The organism is Deltaproteobacteria bacterium (assembly GCA_016183235.1).
Taxonomy (GTDB): domain Bacteria; phylum UBA10199; class UBA10199; order DSSB01; family JACPFA01; genus JACPFA01.
In genome coordinates this window covers 36,757-51,503 of sequence record JACPFA010000042.1, presented here as the reverse complement: position 1 = coordinate 51,503, position 14,747 = coordinate 36,757, and the positions used below count along the sequence as shown (strand labels likewise).

Here is a 14,747-nt window from a genome sequence, read left to right as displayed (position 1 = left end):
GGGAGCAACGTCATATGGAAGAACGCCTTTCTGACCAAATCAAAGTAGGGGTTTTTGTTTTAGTGGGATTGCTTGTTACGGCGAGTATCATTTTTATGTTGGGGCGGGAAAAGAAACTTTTTTCTTCCCATTATAAATTAGTAACCTACTTCAATGACATTAGCGGGCTGAGAGTGGGTGCCCCCATACATTTGGCGGGTATTACTGTAGGTTTTGTTGATGCCATTACCTTTACCAAAGACCCTGCCAATAAAGATGTTAAAATTATTTTACGCATCAGCGCAGAATACAAAGACCGCATCCGTGAAGACAGCGAGGCCTCTATTGTGACACAAGGTTTATTGGGAGACAAAGCGGTTTTTGTTAGTGTGGGTACGCCCGATCAAAAGGTGCTCAAAGATGGCGAAGTTTTAAAAGGTGGAAATGTGCCTAGCTTTACCGAATATTTTGATAAGGCCGGCGAGCTATTAGATAACATCAATAAAGTTTCTGTAAATCTCAATAAAATGTTGGAGGGGGAAGAGGGCGAAAAAACCAAAAAGAGTTTTGCGGGTATTATGCGAAGTGTCGACAATATTTTAGCCAAAGTAGATAAAGGCGATGGTCTCTTGCACGCCCTGATTTACGACCCCGAAGGCAAAGCCGTGGTTCATAATTTAGCGGTGCTAACCGGGAGTTGGGCCGGGCAAAGTGGGTCCACCAATTTGGCGCGCATCTTTGCGAATTTAAAAGATGCGAGTTATGATTTAAAAACCATCTTAGATCGCTTAGAAAAAGGTGATGGAACCTTGGGTGGCCTGATTAAAGATCCAACCGTTTATTACGAATTGCGCACCCTCTTAGGCAAGGCCAACCGCAATAAAATCGTTCGCGCTGTCATTCGCGGCACACTGGCTACTCAAGACCAGCAGATTAATGAATAGACCTCTGTCATTCTGAACCCAGCAGGGTGAAGAATCTTCCATTTCATCTGCAAATCGAGTCACGTCTTTTCGAGGTAGGGAGAGGCCAATGAAGAGCCCGCGCCCGGTCGGCCTAGTCGGTCCAAAAAATCCTTTATTTTTTTTGAATTAGAGTATTCCTCCGTCATCCTCTAATTCAAAAAAATAATAGGATTTTTTGAACCTCCTACGGCCGCCCTTCTGCGCTAAAAGGCTCTTCATTGGCCTCTCCCTACCTCGAAAAGACTTCGCACAAATACAAATGATCGTTTTTAGGGCAGGTGCTTAGCAAATGGGCACTCCTTTCCCCACCCCCATCGAAACGGCTTTGACTTAAAATTGTAAACTATTGAATTTAATAGTAATTTTATTATTAAACTCCTTTAGGCTCTGGCATGACACTTGCAAAACCCTTACAGGCATGAAGAAGTTAGGCCTCTATCTTTTCAGTTTGTTCTTTTGGATAAGCCCCAATTTTAGTTGGGCCTTATCGAATCCCATAGCCATCCAGCATAAATCCCGTATGCTTTGGAACCAAACCATCGATTATCAATTACAAATCGTTGTCGATGCTTCTTTGGCTTATGATGGTGAGAGTACTTTGAGTCACCAACAAGATAAGATTCAATACCATGTTATGCTTAACACAGCCTTTTTAGAAAAAGAGGCCGAAGAGTTATTTGCTCGATTTGCAAAAATAAATTCGATTGCCTCCGAGCAGCTGCTACCGGCTCCTCAAGATTTATTAGAACTAGAACAGGCTCTTTTGGAAAAAAGAGTTTCACTTAGTCACCGGCAAAACCAGGTTTTAAGGCATTTGCAGGAGTCTTTTGAATTTTTGGCCTGGTATAAAACCTATCAACAAAGTTGGAAGGGCGCTTCGATTTCCGAGCAGGCCCGGGCAAAATTTACCCAAGCGTTTTTAGCCAGCCGAATTCACAGCATTGAGGCGCACGAATTAGGCCACTTAATTGATTTAAAGCAACGCCCCATCGTTCAAGATTTTAAAAAATTTAGCGAATTGAATGCTTATTACACAGAACTTTTTTACGGTGGTAATCCTTATGATACCTTGGCTCAAGCCCTAGCGGGGGTTCGTGACGAAATGCGTCAAAAAAAGAGCGTCGATTTTAGTCATGAGAAGGTACTGGTGTTGCTGCAATGGGTTGCCAATATGGATCCGCACATGATGAATGCCCAAGACCCCCTAAAAAAGTGTTGTTTGGTCAAACTCTTGAATTATAAAGCCTCAAATCTTGCTCAATTGGGCAAGGCCCTTTATGAAAGGGGCTAATCTAAACATGACGAGAATCATCCCTTTGGCCCTTGTTTTCCAACCGTAGAAAGATTATCTTATAACCATGAAGATCCGTCGTGTTGCTAACCAGGGAGTGAAGCTAGTAGGTTTAGCAGCGGTCTTTTTCTTGACCGCCGGGTTTTCGAATTATTGTCTTTCAGACACCCGCCATTGTTCACAGGCTTACAGTAATACTGTGAGTGAACAGCAACAAACCCAGGTCAGGGCCTGTTGTTGCACCTCGGTTAAACCCATTCCTGCTGCCCCCGTCTCGAGTCAAGAGGCTAAGTTAACTTCTGATGGGTATCTTTCTCTACATGCTGTTCCGGTTGAATTAGCGGCTAGCTCTGTCGTTCGTGAGTTTGGTGATGTGTCAGTGGTTCGTGGTACATTTCATTCCCCGCCACTTTTTTTACTCAAAGTAAGCTTTCTTTGTTGAGCCCCTTCCTCCCATTTTAAGTTTTACGTTAAGTAACGTGTCTTTGTAATTTAATTTTTATAAAAAACTAGGAGTCTTTATGAAACGCTTATCAACATTCATTGTAACTTTCGCAGTGGCAACCAGCCTGGTGGCATCAGCTGCCTTGGCGCGCCCCTATCAAAACAAATATCAAATTATGCGTATTGAGCAGCAAACATCGTCAGAAAAGCAATCGCTCAAACATGTGGGGAAATACCAACGAGAAAATCCCCAAGAGGTGGCCAAGCCTACTCATAAGGCCAAAAAACCCTCTTTCAATAAATATGAACGATCGAACTGGACTCGCTAACCTTCATTAGCGAAGTATACCGCTTAGTTCAAAGAAACGCCCCCCTTTGGGGGCGTTTTGTTTTTTAAAAAGTCTTTTTTTCTCATTTCTAATATGTCATAATGATATTAAGTAATTGCAGCACTGTGTCATTCTCGCCCTATGGGAAACTTTGAAAATCTAATTGGATTGAGAGCGCGTTGCGACAAGAGAATTTTTGAGTAGTTCTGCCAATTGTGGGAGGTGGTTCATGGTTCAGTCGAATCTAATGTCCTATCTTAAGGAGAAGCAAGATCTCCGTGCCTTTCAAGATTTGAATTGGGAAGGCAGTTTTGCCGATTATCTTGATCTCGTCATTCAAAACCCGAAAGTGGGGCGCACGGCCTTTCAGCGGGTTTACGACATGATTATATCTCATGGTACTGAGGAGTACGCAGAGTATAAAAAGAAAATTGTGCGTTATAAATTTTTTAGCGACCCTTTCGATAAAGGCAAAGACGCGGTTTATGGCATTGATCTTCATTTAATGAAGTTGGTGCATTTGTTCAAGTCTGCGGCCAAGCGCTATGGCACTGAAAAGCGGATTTTTCTTTTACATGGGCCGGTGGGTTCGGCCAAGAGCACGATCACTCGTTTGTTGAAAAAAGGCATTGAAGCCTATTCCAAAACTCCAGAGGGTCCGCTTTATACTTTTGAATGGCGGCGTAATGGCAACGAAGACTTGCGTTATTTATTTGGCAACAGCGAGGTGATCCCTTCTCCCATGCACGAAGAACCACTGCGTTTAATTCCCCCCCATTTGCGTAAAGAAATCGAAGATAAAATCACTGCCTCAGGGCTTTGTGAACATCGCATTTTAATCGAGGGAGATCTGTCTCCACCTTGCCGGTATATTTTTAAAGAACTCATGCATTATTATAAAGGCGATTGGGCCAAGATGGTTGAAAATCACGTGCGGGTGAAACGACTCATTCTTTCCGAAAAAGATCGAGTGGGCATTGGCACCTTTCAACCCAAAGACGAAAAAAACCAAGATTCGACTGAATTAACGGGTGATATTAATTATCGCAAAATTGCGGAATACGGCAGTGAATCCGACCCGCGGGCCTTTAATTTTGATGGCGAATTTAATATTGCCAATCGTGGGATTATTGAATTTGTCGAAATTCTCAAACTCGATGTGGCCTTTCTTTATGATCTTTTGGGGGCCAGCCAAGAACATGTGGTAAAACCCAAAAAATTTGCCCAAACCGATATCGATGAAGTCATCATTGGTCACACCAATGAGCCGGAATATCGCAAATTACAGAACAATGAATTTATGGAGGCCTTACGCGACCGAACGGTAAAGGTTGATATTCCCTACGTTACCCGGGTGAGCGACGAAATCAAAGTATATGAAAAAGATTTTGGCCCGCATCGCATTGAAGGCATTCACATTGCACCGCATACTCTGCAAGTGGCTAGTATGTGGGCGGTGCTGACCCGTTTAGAAGAACCCAAAAATGCCAATCTTACCTTGTTGCAAAAATTGAAATTATACGATGGCAAGAATTTGGCCGGGTTTACCGAAGATAATATCAAAGAGTTACGTAAAGAGGCACAACGCGAGGGTCTCGATGGTATTTCGCCTCGTTACATTCAAGATAAACTTTCCAATTCTTTAGTGAAGGAAGAAAACGAAGGTTATATTAACCCCTTTATGGTGCTTAACGAATTAGAAAGTGGTTTGCGTCATCATTCGCTCATCAAAAATCAAGAACAAAGGAAACGCTACATCGAGCTCCTCTCGGTGGTTAAAGATGAATATGAGGATATTGTGAAGAACGAAGTGCAGCGGGCCATTTGCGCCGATGAAGAGGCCATTAGCCGCTTGTGTGGCAATTACATTGATAATGTAAAGGCCTACACGCAAAAAGAAAAGGTGCGCAATAAATATACGGGGCAATATGAAGAACCCGATGAGCGGTTGATGCGCTCGATTGAAGAAAAGATCGACATTGCAGAGTCGCGTAAAGATGACTTTCGTCGAGAGATCATGAACTATATTGGTGCGCTGGCCATTGATGGCAAAACCTTTGATTACCGCAAAAATGAGCGTTTGCATAAAGCCTTGGAATTGAAATTGTTTGAAGATCAAAAAGATTCCATTAAGCTCACCAGTTTAGTGACCAATGTTGTTGATAAAGATACGCAAGAAAAGATCGACGTGGTCAAATCGCGCTTGATCAAAAATTATGGTTACAACGAAAAATCGGCAACCGACGTGTTGAACTATGTGGCAAGCATTTTTGCGAGAGGAGATATTGAGAAGAGGAAGTAAAGGGGTTTATGGCACTGAAGATCGAACAAGATTACGGCCGCTATAAAGAAATCGTTCGGGGCAAACTACGCAAAGAATTGCGCAAATATATTTCTAATGGCGAGTTGATCGGCCGCATTGGCAAAAAGTATGTTAGCATTCCCATTCCCACCATTGATCTTCCCCATTTTGCTTATGGCCCCAATCAATCGGGGGTAGGCCAAGGCGATGGCAAAGAAGGTGAAGCCTTGGGTGATGGCGACGAAAGTGGTGGCGACAAGGCCGGCAATTCTCCGGGTTTTCATATCGAAGAGGTCGAAGTTAGTCTTGAAGAGCTGGCTCAACTGTTGGGCGAAGAATTAGAGCTCCCCAAAATCGAACCCAAGGGATCCGCGAATCTCTTGGCAAGTTCGAACCGCTATTCTTCGATGCGTCGATCCGGTCCCAATTCATTGTTACATTTTAAACGCACCTATAAAGAGGCCCTTAAACGGCAGATCATCAGTGGTGCTTACGACCCCGATAATCCCATTATTGTGCCGGTGAAAGAAGATAAACGGTTTCGGTCTTTTAAACCCAATGAACTGCCGCAACGCAAGGCGGTTGTTATATATATGATGGATGTTTCAGGGTCGATGGGCAGTGAACAAAAAGAGATTGTGCGTACCGAGGCCTTTTGGATCGACACCTGGCTAAAACATAATTACCACGGCATTGAAACCCGCTATATCATTCATGATGCGGTAGCGCGGGAGGTTGATTACGATACCTTTTTTCGTACCCGAGAATCGGGGGGTACGATTATTTCGAGTGCCTATAAATTATGCCTGCAATTGATCAATGAAAAATATGACCCGATGGAATGGAATATTTATCCCTTTCATTTTTCTGATGGAGACAATTGGAGCAGTGAAGATACCAACGAATGTATGAATTTGTTAGAATCCGATATTTTCCCCTATTGTAATATGTTTTGTTATGGCCAGGTTGAAAGCGAATATGGCAGTGGCCAGTTTATCAAAGATCTGAATGAGCGTTTTGGCAGCGAACATGAGAAAATGATTACTTCTAAAATTGACAACAAAGAGATGATCTTAACTTCAATCAAAGAATTTTTAGGGAAGGGCAAGTAAATGGGTTTTCACGATACCCAACTTAACTCAGAATTAGAAGCCATTCGGCAAGAAATCGAAAATCATGCTAAGGGCTATGGCCTCGATTTTTTCCCGGTGATTTTCGAGATGCTTGATTGGAAAGAAATGAACATGCTGGCGGCCTATGGCGGCTTTCCCAATCGTTACCCGCATTGGCGGTTTGGCATGGAGTTTGAGCGGCTTTCGAAATCTTATTCTTATGGGCTTTCTAAGATTTATGAAATGGTGATTAACAACGACCCTTCTTATGCTTATTTGTTAAACTGCAACCGTACCGTCGATCAAAAAATGGTGATGGCTCACGTTTATGGCCACGTCGACTTTTTTAAAAATAATGCCTATTTTGCCCATACCAGTCGCAAGATGATGGATGAGATGGCTAATCATAAGGCCCGTGTTAAACGCCATATCAATAAATATGGTTATGAAACTGTCGAAAAATTTTTAGATATCTGCCTGTCTTTAGAAAATTTAGTGGATCACCACGGTTCTTTTATCAAACGAGTTTCGGATAAACGTGAAGTGGTTAATGGTGAAGACGAAGAAGAGATGCAAGTTCAGAAGCTAAAAAGCAAACCCTACATGGATCGCTATATCAATCCCAAAAAGTTTTTAGACGATCAACAAAAAAAACTAGACGATGAAAAGAAAAAGAAAAAGAATTTTCCTGAATCACCGGTGCAAGATGTGTTGGGGTTTTTGCTGGAAAATGCCCCCTTAGAAAATTGGGAAAGGGATCTGCTCGATATTGTGATGGATGAGGCCTATTATTTTCTGCCGCAAGGGCAAACTAAAATCATGAATGAGGGGTGGGCTAGCTTTTGGCATTCTAAGATCATGACCCAAAAGGCCATGGAAGCCACCGAAATCATCGATTTTGCCGATCACCATGCCGGGACCATGGCCCAGCAAGCCGGTCGTCTTAACCCCTACAAGTTGGGTATTGAATTGTTTCGCGACATTGAAGACCGGTGGAACCGTGGCAAGTTTGGTAAAGAATATGAAGAATGCGACGATTATCTGGTTAAAAAGAATTGGAATCGCCCCACAAATCAAGGCTTGGAAAAGACCTTTGAAGTGAGGCGAGTGCATGACGATGTTACGTTTATCGACACCTTTTTGACTGAAGAATTTTGCCGTGAACAAAAATTCTTTGCCTACATGTTTGAAAAAAACACCGGCCGTTTTGTGATCACCAGTCGTGAGTTTAACGCCATCAAACAACAGTTGTTGGCCTCACTCACCAATTGGGGCCAACCTTTTATTTATGTTACCGATGCCAACTTTGGCAATCGAGGTGAATTGTATTTAACGCATCGGCATGAAGGGATGGACCTTAAAATGGATTGGGCAGAGTCGACCTTGAAAAATTTATTTCTCATTTGGCGGCGGCCGGTTTCGATTGAGACGTTGCTCGATGGGAAGCTCAAGGTTCTGCATTTCGATGGGCAACAATGTAAATTGTCAGACTTTACCACCCAGCTTTAATGTCATTACGTTACGAACAATGTCATTGCGAGCGAGCCCCATTGGCGAGCGTGGCAATCTTCCATTTCATTCTTCAATTCATCTGTAAATTGGGTCACGTCTTTTCGAGGTAGGGAGAGGCCAATGGAGAGCCCGCGCCCGGTCGGCCTAGTCGGTCCTCTGTCATTGCGAGGAGACCCTTCGCCAAGCCTCAGGGCAGGCTCCGCAATCCCCTCGGTTTAACCGGTGAGATTGCCACGCCCGTTGGGCTCGCAATGACAGAGGTCCTCATTGGCCGACCGGGTGCGGGCTTGGCCTCTCCCTACCTCGAAAAGACTTCTCACAAATATTTCCTTTATAAATTTCATACCTTCTGTTAAACCTGGCGCTGTGCGTTGGCCAATGCGGGGAGAACATTTAAGAAAGATAGTCTTTTTCTTATGGCTGGCTGTTGTCGCTAGTCTTTATCTTTATCAAGAAAAACCTACTGGTCTTTTAGCAGGCAAGGTTGTTGATGCTCAAGGCAATCCCATTGCTGGGGCCCTCATCACCCTTCAGCATTATCCTCGACAGTTCAAAACGCGCACCACCCAAGATGGTCATTTTAAATTTGCAGTCCCCGTAGGGCAATATTCTAGCCTTTATGTCAAACAAAAGGGCTATCAACAGCATTACGAATACAAAGCTTTTAGGGTAGTAGAAGGGCAAATCATTGGTGACTTAAAGTTTTCTTTGGAAAAATTAGCGCCCAGCCTTTCGCTTTATTTGGCCAACAATATTCGTACCCCTCGGCAAAAAGTGTCGATGGATCTCTCGGGTGCCTATGTGGGCAAGGTTTATTTTAGCCTTTATCAAATAGAGGTAGGGGAATTTTTAGCAAAATCTCAAACTTCTTTGAGTGAATTAGAATCGCTTCCATTAAAAGTTGATACACCGGGGGCTCATAAGATCAAAGATTGGGAATACGAAATTGCCAAGGCCGATCAACCCGAATTTTCAAATAAAATTTGGCCCGAGATTCCAGAAAAGGGTCTTTTCATTCTGCGAGCCGAGGCTGATTCTTTAGATCGCACCAAGGTGTTATCGGCGCAAAGTTTGGTTAATCGCACCGAGCTAGGGGCGGTGCTGAAACGCGATGATCAGCAAATGTTGGTTTATGTTTCCCATTTTCAGAGCAAACAGCCGGTAGCTGGGGCAGAAGTTTTGTTGGTGCAAAATAATCATGAGCTAAAGAAATTTTCTACCGATGCCCAAGGGTTATCTAAAATTCCCCTTAACCAATTAGCTTCAGAATTAGTTGAAGGCAGCCTTCCGGTTGTCATTCATCACGGTGACTATTGGGCGTTTCAATATGTAGGCGCGCCGGGTGGTTATTACGATGAAGGTGAGGAAGAAGAACCGTTAGTTATTGATGGCAAGACCTATCAGCCTGAGGTTTTTCTTTACACCGAACGCCCCGTTTATCGCCCTGCCCAAACCGTTTATTTTAAGGGGATTGCCCGCTATCGAGGTATGGAAGGCACTTTCCGGGTTCCCGACCCAAGTGATACCATCGAGGTAACGGTTGCTGATCTTAACGGCGATCCCTTACTCGAAGAAACCTTTCATATAAACGAGTTGGGGAGTTTTTCGGGCCAAATTACCTTAGAAGAAGAACCTCCCTTGGGTTTTTACACGGTGAGTGCTGAATACAAAGGTAAAGAATTCAGGGAAGGATTTGAAGTGCAAGAATATCGTAAACCTGAATTTAAAGTTGAGGTGGTTCCCCAGCAAACCGATTATTTTGGGGGCGACAAAGTTCGTTTGCAGATTAATAGCACCTATTATTTCGGGGCCGCAGCCCTTAGCACCCTTCAATATTCGGTTTTCTTAAATGATTATAGTAGCCAATGGGAAGATGGGGGTGGTGATGGATATGGGGAGGTGGTGGCAGAAGGTGAGATCGAGACCGATGCCAAGGGTCAAGCCACGGTAGAATTTACGGCTAAAAAAGCCCCCTTTCATAAACAATATTCTGTGTCGGTGACCGCTACCGATTCTACCAATCGTCAGGTTGATACGTCGTTTGATTTTTCGGTTTGGGCCGCTGACCTTAAAATTAAGGGGCAACCTAAGTCTTATGTTTATTATGTCGACCAACCCATTGATTTAGAATTGATGGTTTCTGATTTGAAAGACAAACCGCTGGCTAAACTTCTCAATGTGGTTGTGGAAAGAGAGAGTTACAATGCCGAAGCGGGTACCTATGGTCACGTCTCCAAGGCAAAATTTCAAGTGCAGACCAATGGTGAAGGTAAGGCCACGCATCCCTTTACAGTAAGTCAGGCGGGTTATTATCGCTTGAATATTCAGGGCGAAGATGACCAGGGCCGTAAACTCATACAGTTTGCTTACGTGTGGGTGACAGGTAAGGGCAAAGAAGAACCCGAGCCTTTCCAATTAGAAAAAGCCATTTCGATCACCTGTGATAAAGAAAAATATCAACCCACCGATAAAGCCTTGTGTGTATTGGTAAGCCCCATTGCCAATCTGCCGGTGCTAGTTACTTTAGAAGGGGGCAAGCTGCATCGTGCCTGGGTTGAACGCATCGATGGTTATTCGAAAACTTTAGAAATCCCTCTGTCGCGGGATTATCTTCCTAATGTTGCCGTGTTGGTTACAGCCATTGGCGACAAGGCCCTTTATGAAGATCGAACCGAGTTGAGTATCAACCCCGATGAAAAATTGCTGAAGGTCGATATTCATTCCGACAAGTTAGAATATAAGCCAGGCGAAGCGGTGGCCTACGAAGTGCGGTTGACCGATCTACAGGGTAAACCGGTGGTGGGCGAAGTTTCTTTGGGGGTGGTGGATGAATCGATTTACGCCCTGCGCTCCGATTCGACCGACATCATCCAACATTTTTATGGCAATCGGTATAACCGTGTGGTGACCACCCATACTTTCTCAGGTTATTTAGAAGCAGGGCTCGATAAATTCGACGCTGACAAGGCGAGAAAAAATTTCCAAGACACAGCCTTTTGGGTTCCAACCGTTAAGACAGATGTAGACGGCAAAGCTCAGGTGAGTGTTAACCTGCCCGACAATCTTACCACCTGGCGCGCCACCGTTATAGCCCACGATACCAACACTTTGGTGGGGCAAAACACCCAGAAAATTTTGGCCAAAAAACCCATTATTGTCAGGCTTGCCACACCGCGTTTTTATATCGAGGGCGATCAGGGTTGGGTGCGAGCGGTGATTCACAATTACACCGACACAGCTCAAGAATTGCGACTGGCCTATGATTTAAAAGGCATGGAGTGGGTGAACCCTGGCCAACGCAAGGAACAAATTACCATTCCTCCACAAGGCCAAGTCGATATGGATTTGCAAGTGTTGGCCAAACAGGTTGGCGAAGCAAGCCTAGGGGTTCAAGCTAAAAATGCAGCCCTCGAAGATGCCGTATTGCTCAAAGTGCCAGTTTTGCCCTATGGCATTCCCGAGCATCAATATTTTCATTTGAAGGTGCCAGGTGCTGGTGAAGCGGATATTACGGGTGAGGCCATAGGTCAGGCGAGTGTAAAATTTAATGTGCCCCGTGCGACCGATCCTAACAAAGGTAGCCTAAGCTTAACCTTAGATGGCCATTACATCGTTTCAATGTTGGGTGGCATTAGTTACTTAATCGATTACCCCTATGGTTGTGTTGAACAAACCATGAGCCGCCTTTTGCCTAGTATTTACGCTTCGTCAATCGATAGTAAATTTAACCTATTAGACGATAAACTTAAATTAAAACTTGAAAAAGTTATTAAGAAGGGTTTGCGCCGCATTTACACCTTCCAACATTATGACGGCGGCTGGGGCTGGTGGAAAAATGACCCCAACGATCCCTACATGACGGCCTATGCCCTCTATGGTTTATTAAAGGCCAAGAAGGCGGGTTATGAAATTAAGCCTGAGGTGTTAACCCGTGGGCGAGAGGCTTTGAAAAAATTGTGGTCTGCCGATTACCAAGCGCAATATGGTACGCGCAGTCGTTTTGCGAGCGATCGACTTTATATGCATTATGTGTTGCGCTTAGCCGGCGAAAAAATGCCACTGCTTTCGCAAGATTATGCCAAGTCACCCAATTTTATCAGTAAAATTTATGCGGCTCATGTTTACCAATTAGAGGCCCGTAAAAAATTAAGCCAGGAAAGTATTGCCAATGCGGCTCATCAACTTATTTGTAAACAAGGCGAGTGTTCTTATTATTATGAATACACCCGGGCTGGAAAAATTCATCGTTATTATTCCTTCCGAGAAATGGCCTTATTGCTTATGGCCATGGTGAATACGAATTATCCTGATAAAACGATTAAAGATAGTCTGGTGCAATTTTTGTTGTCGCATCGCGAAGGTAATTATTGGCGCTCAACATTAGATACCGCACACATGGTTTATGCCTTGTATACCTTGGCGCAAAGTGAATTGCCCCCTCAGCCGCGGTTGATGGCCACGCTTAGTCTTAACGATAAAGAATTATTAAAGCTCGATAACCCTGGTGTTCATTTACAAAAGAAATTTGAAAAAATTGCCTTACAAGTTCCGGCTAATCAGTTGAAGGTTGCAAATAAGAATCCGCAACCGCTTTATATTAGTGGCGATATAAAATATTTTGTTAAAGGCGGTGGTTTGGCAGCCAGTGACCAAGGCATCAACCTGGTTCGAAATTATTTTCGCTATGATAATGACAAACAAACCTGGGTTTTATTGGCCAGTGGCGATAAGGTGCACGTGGGCGATCATATTGCAGTGGATATCACTTTTTTCATGAATCAAGATGGCCACAAATTAATCTTAGAAGATCCACTGCCGGCGGGTTTCGAAGTCGTGACCGATTCAGATTTATTAGGCAATTATGGTTGGTATTCTGACATGATGGTACGCGATGAAAAAATCGCCCTGTTTATTTATTACTATGATTACGATGCCAAAGCGCCACAAAAAACGGTGCGTTATATTCTTCGCCCCGAGCGTGCAGGTGAGTACCATATCCTCCCCACCCAGGGGCAAGCTATGTATGACCCCGAGGTGCGGGGTACGGGTAATGAATTTTTAATTAAGGTGGAATAAAATGCGCAAGTTTATAGGGCTAACCATTAGTTTGGTCATTTTAATTTTGGCCTTAAGTTATGGGTATCGCCCTTATCGCGAAACTTTGGGGGCTTTTACCACGCAAGTGGTAAGCCGAACCCCTGCGCAAATTCATAACATTCAATTGGCAGCTCAAAACTTGCATGGGTTAGTTTTAAATTCCCAAGAACAATTTTCTTTGAATCAATTACTGGGGAATAATTTTGATGAGCAAGGTTATGTTGCCGAACGTGCTTATTTAGAGGGCCAAGTCGTGCAAGAAGTGGGTGGTGGTATTTGTCAACTGGCAAGCACCCTTTATAACGCAGCCCTCATATCAGGGTTAAAAGTTTTAGAACGTTCGGGGCACAGTTTGCCCGTGCAATCCGTCCCCAGTTCGCTCGATGCCACGTTTAAATTGGGGGCGCAGGATTTGCGTATTCAAAATCCCTATCCCTTTCCTATCAAAGTGGAGGCCTATGTTAGGGGGCATCAACTCACGGTGCGTTGGTTGGGGAGTAAAAGTTCAACGATTCAAACCCTCCATCGGCAGATAGGCCCTGGGCATTATTCTAGTTTACTGGTTTTAGAAGATCATGAGCGAGTCAATACTCGTAGCTACGATTTTTTTGAAAAAGGAGTTCCCCATGGATCAACCTATTAAACCTTGGCAGGCTTGGTTTTACCACTTAGGGTTAAGCGGAGCGCTTTTGGGGTTAGGTATTTATGAATACCCCGAAGTTAAAGGAGAGCCTTTTGCTTATTATTGGTTCATCTCACTTTTTCTTTTGAGTGTGGCAAGTAGCGTGTTGCTTTGGATTTTGGGCAAAAAATTTGGCGATACAAAAATAGCACCCGTAATAGCACCCGTGATTTATGGGCTGGTGCAAGCCTTGACCGCCGCGGGTGGGATTGGGGTGATGTTTTTTGGTTATGGCCAGGGGAAATGGAAAATATTTTGGCCCGTTTTACTGGCAACGGTAGCCAACATTTTACTCTTTGTCTTATTGCCGCTGGCTAAAAGTTTTTTGAAATCTTTGTTCCAAGTGATTGTGGTAGCCCTCTCGTTTGCATTGGTACTGCGTTTGGTGGGTTCAGGGGCAGGGTTTAGCTTTGGCCTAATTTTCTTGGCAGGCTTGGCTGGGTCGCTCGCCTTTGTCAAAGACCAACAAGAAGAATGGTTAAGGGTTATCGCCTTTGGTGCTGGCTTGGTGCTGGCTAGGGCCTTGATCCAACTTTATTTAGAAACATCTCAATACGATACCCTTGGCATTGTGATCACGCATCCCTATTCGTTTGTGGCGTTATTTTTAGGCATCGCCTTGCCATGGGTATTGGCTCAAAGTTTTGCCCAAGATAAGGTTTGCATTTATGAAACCTTGATTGGCGGAGGGATTGTACTGCCTTTATTGTTGGGTATCCTATTTCATGTGCGACCGGTGGCAGGCTTTGGTTTAGGGCTAACCATTGCGGCTTTTTTAGTAGGGATTTTGCAACGGGGTTCTCTGCCTTTGGTTTGGTTGGGGGTCCTGGCCAATGCCACGCTAGTGGTTGCTTTGCCGTGGTTTATCGAGTTTGCCAACCTTACGCGCATAACGCGCATCTATTTAATTTTGTGCGTCTTTGTTGTGGGTGGAATTTATTTAATCATACGTTCCAAATTTTTTAATAAAAATCATGCGGCCTGTTGTGACTAAGGAGACCGTGGTTTACCACACATCTGACTTCGGCTCATGG

At 44.0% G+C, this 14,747-nt stretch carries 10 protein-coding genes; all 10 read left to right on the top strand.

Annotated features, from left to right (window positions below; all coding sequences use genetic code 11):
- Positions 1-14 precede the first annotated feature (14 nt).
- The 10 genes from HYU97_10550 to HYU97_10505 all read left to right on the top strand — a co-directional run bounded on the left by HYU97_10550 (position 15) and on the right by HYU97_10505 (position 14,707).
- Positions 15-923: an MCE family protein gene (locus tag HYU97_10550; protein MBI2337184.1), complete on the top strand. Its 909-nt coding sequence runs from the start codon at positions 15-17 to the stop codon at positions 921-923.
- A gap of 439 nt (positions 924-1,362) precedes the next feature.
- Positions 1,363-2,235, top strand: coding sequence for a hypothetical protein (locus tag HYU97_10545; protein MBI2337183.1), 873 nt, complete (start codon positions 1,363-1,365; stop codon positions 2,233-2,235).
- A 67-nt stretch (positions 2,236-2,302) separates the two neighbouring features.
- A complete protein-coding gene (locus tag HYU97_10540; protein ID MBI2337182.1) occupies positions 2,303-2,677 on the top strand; it encodes a hypothetical protein in 375 nt (124 codons plus the stop codon).
- A 79-nt stretch (positions 2,678-2,756) separates the two neighbouring features.
- Positions 2,757-3,008, top strand: coding sequence for a hypothetical protein (locus tag HYU97_10535; protein ID MBI2337181.1), 252 nt, complete (start codon positions 2,757-2,759; stop codon positions 3,006-3,008).
- 229 nt (positions 3,009-3,237) lie between these two features.
- Positions 3,238-5,310: a serine protein kinase gene (locus HYU97_10530; GenBank protein ID MBI2337180.1), complete on the top strand. Its 2,073-nt coding sequence runs from the start codon at positions 3,238-3,240 to the stop codon at positions 5,308-5,310.
- Between the two features lie 8 nt (positions 5,311-5,318).
- Positions 5,319-6,422: a DUF444 family protein gene (locus HYU97_10525; GenBank protein MBI2337179.1), complete on the top strand. Its 1,104-nt coding sequence runs from the start codon at positions 5,319-5,321 to the stop codon at positions 6,420-6,422.
- Positions 6,423-7,931: a SpoVR family protein gene (locus tag HYU97_10520; GenBank protein MBI2337178.1), complete on the top strand. Its 1,509-nt coding sequence runs from the start codon at positions 6,423-6,425 to the stop codon at positions 7,929-7,931.
- Between the two features lie 369 nt (positions 7,932-8,300).
- On the top strand, positions 8,301-13,010 hold the full coding sequence (locus HYU97_10515) for a carboxypeptidase regulatory-like domain-containing protein (protein MBI2337177.1): 4,710 nt from the start codon (positions 8,301-8,303) through the stop codon (positions 13,008-13,010).
- A gap of 1 nt (position 13,011) precedes the next feature.
- A complete protein-coding gene (locus HYU97_10510) occupies positions 13,012-13,674 on the top strand; it encodes a VanW family protein (protein MBI2337176.1) in 663 nt (220 codons plus the stop codon).
- Positions 13,658-14,707: a hypothetical protein gene (locus HYU97_10505; GenBank protein MBI2337175.1), complete on the top strand. Its 1,050-nt coding sequence runs from the start codon at positions 13,658-13,660 to the stop codon at positions 14,705-14,707. The genes HYU97_10510 and HYU97_10505 overlap by 17 nt, the downstream gene beginning before the upstream one ends.
- Positions 14,708-14,747 lie beyond the last annotated feature (40 nt).

What these genes read in the sequence shown, in the direction of transcription:
- HYU97_10550 (MBI2337184.1), top strand. Translation starts at nt 15, where the DNA reads ATGGAAGAACGCCTTTCTGACCAAATCAAAGTAGGGGTTTTTGTTTTA.
- HYU97_10545 (MBI2337183.1), top strand. Translation starts at nt 1,363, where the DNA reads ATGAAGAAGTTAGGCCTCTATCTTTTCAGTTTGTTCTTTTGGATAAGC.
- HYU97_10540 (MBI2337182.1), top strand. Translation starts at nt 2,303, where the DNA reads ATGAAGATCCGTCGTGTTGCTAACCAGGGAGTGAAGCTAGTAGGTTTA.
- HYU97_10535 (MBI2337181.1), top strand. Translation starts at nt 2,757, where the DNA reads ATGAAACGCTTATCAACATTCATTGTAACTTTCGCAGTGGCAACCAGC.
- HYU97_10530 (MBI2337180.1), top strand. Translation starts at nt 3,238, where the DNA reads ATGGTTCAGTCGAATCTAATGTCCTATCTTAAGGAGAAGCAAGATCTC.
- HYU97_10525 (MBI2337179.1), top strand. Translation starts at nt 5,319, where the DNA reads ATGGCACTGAAGATCGAACAAGATTACGGCCGCTATAAAGAAATCGTT.
- HYU97_10520 (MBI2337178.1), top strand. Translation starts at nt 6,423, where the DNA reads ATGGGTTTTCACGATACCCAACTTAACTCAGAATTAGAAGCCATTCGG.
- HYU97_10510 (MBI2337176.1), top strand. Translation starts at nt 13,012, where the DNA reads ATGCGCAAGTTTATAGGGCTAACCATTAGTTTGGTCATTTTAATTTTG.
- HYU97_10505 (MBI2337175.1), top strand. Translation starts at nt 13,658, where the DNA reads ATGGATCAACCTATTAAACCTTGGCAGGCTTGGTTTTACCACTTAGGG.